This window comes from uncultured Methanofollis sp. (assembly GCF_937919355.1).
Classification (GTDB): Archaea; Halobacteriota; Methanomicrobia; order Methanomicrobiales; family Methanofollaceae; genus Methanofollis.
On the sequence record NZ_CALFSA010000094.1, the window covers coordinates 1 to 4130 of the forward strand.

The 4130-nt window shown below is 67.8% G+C and carries 4 protein-coding genes and 1 pseudogene; all 5 read left to right on the forward strand.

Annotated elements, in window-relative coordinates:
- Positions 1-306 (forward strand): annotated as a pseudogene (locus Q0520_RS04245) (ATPase); the annotation flags it as partial.
- Positions 306-1166: a DUF58 domain-containing protein gene (locus tag Q0520_RS04250; protein WP_298667025.1), complete on the forward strand. Its 861-nt coding sequence runs from the start codon at positions 306-308 to the stop codon at positions 1164-1166. The pseudogene Q0520_RS04245 and the gene Q0520_RS04250, both read left to right, overlap by 1 nt.
- Complete coding sequence (locus Q0520_RS04255; protein ID WP_298667026.1) at positions 1167-2111, forward strand: VWA domain-containing protein; 945 nt, start codon at positions 1167-1169, stop codon at positions 2109-2111.
- Entirely contained in the window at positions 2108-3553 is a 1446-nt protein-coding gene (locus tag Q0520_RS04260) for a hypothetical protein (protein WP_298667028.1), read from the forward strand. The genes Q0520_RS04255 and Q0520_RS04260 overlap by 4 nt, the downstream gene beginning before the upstream one ends.
- Before the next feature lie 104 nt (positions 3554-3657).
- Positions 3658-4130, forward strand: a 473-nt coding sequence (locus Q0520_RS04265) for an ABC transporter substrate-binding protein (RefSeq protein WP_298667030.1), incomplete at its 3' end; no start/stop codon positions are given.

A 4130-nucleotide genomic window follows, 5' to 3' on the forward strand; every position in this document is an offset into this window, starting at 1 on the left:
GACCCCGCGGTGCGGGAGTACGCCGCAAAGGTCGTGGACGCCACCCGCCACCCGGCCACGTACGGCCTCGACCTTGCAGAGACCGTCACCTGGGGGGCATCGCCGAGGGCGACCATCTCCCTCGTCCTCGGGGCGAAGGCCCGAGCCCTCCTCGCCGGCCGGGGCTACATCGTCCCCCATGACATCAAGGCCGTCGCCCACGCCTCCCTCCGCCACCGCATCCTCCTCACCTATGCCGCCGAGGCCGCGGGGACAGGCACCGACGCCGTCGTCGACACCGTCCTCGAGGCCGTCGAGGTGCCGTGATGGCGTGCGACGTCGCCGCCCTGATCAGCGGGGTGCGACCCGTGCCCCTCCAGGCCCTCCTCCCTGTCGGCGGCATGCAGGCAGGGGGCCACCGCTCCTCTCTCACCGGTCAGGGAGTCGAATTCGCCGGCATCAGGGCCTATGTCCCTGGCGACGACGTCCGCACCATCGACTGGAAGGTGACCGCCCGCAGGAACGCCCCTTATGTGCGGGAGTATGCCGAGGACAGGGAGACGACCCTGTACATCACCGTCGACGTCTCGGCCTCGGCCGGATTTTGCGGCACGGCAGGCAAGGAGGAGGCAGTCATCGAGGCAGCGGCCGCGCTCGCCCTCGGGGCGGTCGAGAACGGAGACCGTCTCGGCCTCTGCCTCTTCTCCGGCAGGGTGGAAACGTTCATCCCGGCACGGCGGGGGAAGAGGCACCTCGCCGCCGTCCTCGCCGCCCTCCTCGACCGCCGCCCCTTCTCAGGGAGGACAGACCTCGCCGCACCCCTCAGGTTCATCGCCGCCGCCGTCCCCCGGCGCTCCACCGTCGCCGTCGTCTCGGACTTCTTCGGAGACCCCTTCTTCGACGATCTCGCTGTCCTGCAGCGGCGCCACGAGGCCGTGCTCGTCAGGGTCACCGACGCCGCGGAGGACGCAATCCCCGACGTCGGCCTCATCTCCCTCGAAGACCCGGAGACAGGGGAGCAGGTCATCGCCGACACCTCCGACCCGGTCTTCAGGGCCAGGTACGGGGAGGCCGCGGAGGAGGAGGCGCGGGCCCTCGGCACCGGCGCCGGCACCTGCAGGACGCCGGTCCTCCCCCTCAGGGCAGGGGACGACCTCATCGATGCCGTCCCGGGCAGGAGGCGGTAGATGCCGGGCTTCACCCGCCCCCTCTGGCTCCTCGCCCTCATCGGCCTCCCTCTCCTCTACCTCCTCTACCTGCAGGCGCAGAAAAGACGGAAGACAGAGGCCCTCCCCTTCTCCCGCGTCGCCCTCGTGAAGGCCGCCCTCCCACGACCGTCACGACGGCCTCTCGCCCTCTTCCTCCTCACCCTCCTTGCGATCGGCCTCATCGTCACCGGCCTTGCCGGCCCGCACGTCCCCTTCGCCGGCGTCCACGAGGGAGTGAGCGTCGTCCTCGCCCTCGACACCTCGGGGAGCATGGCCGCGGCCGACTATCCCCCGAACAGGCTTGAGGCCGCAAAGGCCGCCGGCGGCACCCTCCTCTCCGGCCTCGAAGAGGGGGACTATGCCGGCGTCGTCACCTTCGAGGCAGGGGCAATGAGCGCCGCCTACCTCTCCCCCGACCTGGCGCGGGTCGGGGGCAAACTCGCGGCCGTCAGGCTGAAAGACGGCCCGACCGCCCTCGGCGACGGCCTCGCCCTCGCCGTGGACATGGCCGACGCCATGCCAAACAGGAAGAAAGTGGTCGTCCTCCTCTCCGACGGCGTGAACAACGCGGGCATCATCACCCCATCGGAGGCGACGGCCTTCGCACAGGAACGCAACGTCCAGGTCTTCACCGTCGGGCTCGGATCTGTCGCCCCCGCCGCCTTCGGAGCGGCAAAAGACGGGACGATGCAGTATGCTGACCTCGACGAGGCGACCCTGCGGGGGATCGCGGAGGCGACGGGTGGGGCCTATTACCGGTCCGTGGACGGCGGCACCCTGCAGGAGATCTATACCTCCCTCCCCGCGGCGATCGCACGGGAACCCGAGGAAACCGACATCTCCGCTTTCTTCTTTGCCGGCGCCGCCCTCGTCCTCCTCGCGGAGTGCTGGCTCAGGTACGGGAAGGGGCGGATACTCCCGTGATCAGGAAGGCCCTCCTCATCTCCCTGCTCCTCCTTGCAGCCGTCCAGGCATGCAGCGCGGGGGAGGTCGTCCTCACCGCGGCGGAGAGCGAGTACACCTTTTCAATCGGCACCCAGGCCGGGATCGAGGTGGCGGCCAACAACACCGCGGGCGCGGAGACGAGGGGCACCCTCACCGTGGCCCTCAGGCCCGAGGGAGGCGGGGCAGGGCGGACGCAGGTGCGGGGTGTCATCCTCGGTCCGGGTACGACGACCGTCCCTGTAGCCCTCGGCACCTTCGACACCCCGGCAACATGCAGCCTTGAGATCACCTTCGCCTCCGCAAACGGGAAGGCGGCGGCCCTCAGGGGGATCACCGTCCACTTTGTCGAGAACGCAGAGCAGGTCGGGGAGAAAGAGACGAGCGGCCCTGTCAGTTCTGTACCTGAAACGGCCGGGCAGACTGGAGGGCGGGCGCCGACTTCCGGGAGAGTCGGTACGACCGACCGGGAGATCCAGGCAGGGCAGGCGGCGCAGGACGCGGCCGCCCTCAAAGAGGCTCTTCTGGGCGAAAAAAATCAGAAGAAGAAGGCAGAAAGCGATCTCCTCAAACGAGCAGAGGCGGACAGCGTTGTCAGGGACTTCGACCGCATGCTCAGGGCAGAGGGATTTGCACAGGCCGGGCGGTCTGCAGACCCGGACTCGGGCGCCTTCGCCCTTGCGTACAGGCGCGGGGGAGATGAAGCGGAGGTCAGCGGCGTGATGGAGGAGACACTCACCTATGCCGCCCTTGACTCCGGTGGCCCCCTCAGGGTGCCTGCGGTGCTCGAAGAGAACGCAACATTCGAGGACTATGCGGCCACACTCACCACAGAAGGACTCTCCCGCGGGCGGACCTGCATCAATGCCACCCACAAGCAGAGCACAATCGCCCTTGCATGGGGCGGTGAGGCTGCCTGGGTCAATGCCACCGTCGTCGCCGGGGAGGTGACAGAGGTGAACCTCCACAGGCACCTGAACTGGCTGCCCCTTGCCGCCCTGATGACGATCCTCGTCGCCGTGCTGGCGGCGGCCCTGCGTGCGGGCGGTCCGTCCGAGAAGCCGCGACAGGGAGAGAGTGACGAGGTGCAGGAAACTGCCCCTCTCTCGCCTGCCGCCATCCTTGCACGGGCGCGGGAGGAGTTCGGAAAGGGTGAAACGACCCTCGCGTACCGCAGCGCCGCACGGGCACTCAGGGTGCATATCTCGCAGACCCGCGGCAGGGGGACCGAACTCACCGACGAGGAAGCACTGGCACTCCTTGCAGGAGACGGTGCGGCGGCACCATGGGTGCAGGATGCCCTGCAGACCTGCAGCCGGGTCGCCTTTGCAGGGCAGACCCCCTCGAAAGATGAGTTTGAAGGTCTCGCAGAGGAGATCGGGCACCATGTCGGTGGTCGCGAGGAGTTCAACAGATATGATTAACACCATCCCCGCGGCGCCTGCTTCCACGCCGCATATTCCCCCATTTTAGGACCAATTCCGCAGGTTTTTATCAGCACCGGCGAAAACGAGTACAGGAGATTTCTATGACCGTCTATGTTGCAATGGACGACACCGACAACCTTGAGTCCCGCGGGACCGGGCGGCTTGCACGGGCCGTCGCCGACGACCTCGCGGAGACCTATACCGTGTACGGCGTCACACGCCACCAGCTCTTCGTCAATGAAGCAATACCCTACACCTCCCACAACTCCTGCGCAGTCATCCACCTCCCCGGAGCAGGGAAGGCTAACATCCCGGAGATATTCGAGAGAGCACGGGAGATCATGCTCGGCGACTTCGTCGAGGGGAGCGACCCCGGCCTTGCGGTCGCCACGGCAGAACAGGTCTCCCCCGCCCTCGTCGCCTTCGGCAAGGACGCCAAGTCCACCGTACTCACCCAGGAGAAAGCGCGGTCACTCGCCCGCAACCTCGGCATAAGGCTCGAAGGGCTTGGCGGCACCGAGGACGGCGTGATCGGGTGCATGGCCGGGATCGGGCTTGCCTCCACAGGCTACGA